This is a genomic window from Rhizobacter sp. P2_H2 (genome assembly GCF_056403375.1).
The window spans coordinates 1-594 of the sequence record NZ_JBFUFP010001791.1 but is presented as its reverse complement, the minus strand read 5'-3'; the positions used below and the strand labels follow the sequence as shown (position 1 = coordinate 594).

General features: G+C 72.7%; 1 protein-coding gene. It reads left to right on the top strand.

Annotated elements, in window-relative coordinates; all coding sequences use genetic code 11:
- Positions 1 to 594: M61 family metallopeptidase (locus tag AC1D15_RS36240; protein ID WP_477829892.1), on the top strand; the 594-nt coding region annotated here is incomplete at both ends.

Here is a 594-nt window from a genome sequence, read left to right as displayed (position 1 = left end):
GGCAGGTGCAGAGCGTCGCGCAATCGAGCTTCGATGCCTGGGTCAAGTACTACCGCGGCGACGAGAACACGCCGAACGCGACGATCAGCTACTACACCAAGGGCTCGCTGGTGGCGCTTGCGCTCGACCTGACGCTGCGCACGCGCGGCCGGGGCTCGCTGGACGACGTGATGCGCGGCCTGTGGGCGCGCAGCGACGGCGGGCCGATCTCGCAGGACGACATCGCCGCGGTGCTGCACGAGGTGGGCGGCCGTTCGATGGCGGCCGAGCTGCAGGCCTGGGTGCATGGCACCGGCGATCTGCCGCTGAAGGAGTTGCTGCAGCGCGCTGGCGTGAACTGGTCGCAGCAGGCGCCGACGATGGCCCAGCGGCTGGGCCTGCGGGTGGCGGAGAGTGCGCTGACCGGCATCAAGGTGAGCCACGTGCTGCGCGGCGGGGCTGCCGAAGCGGCCGGGCTGTCGGCCGGCGACGAACTGCTCGGGGTCGACGACTGGCGGCTGCGCCGGCTCGACGACCTGCTGCGCCTGCTGCCGGACGACGGCCGGGCCACGCTGCTGGTGTCGCGCGACCAGCGCCTGCTGCACCTGCCGCTGG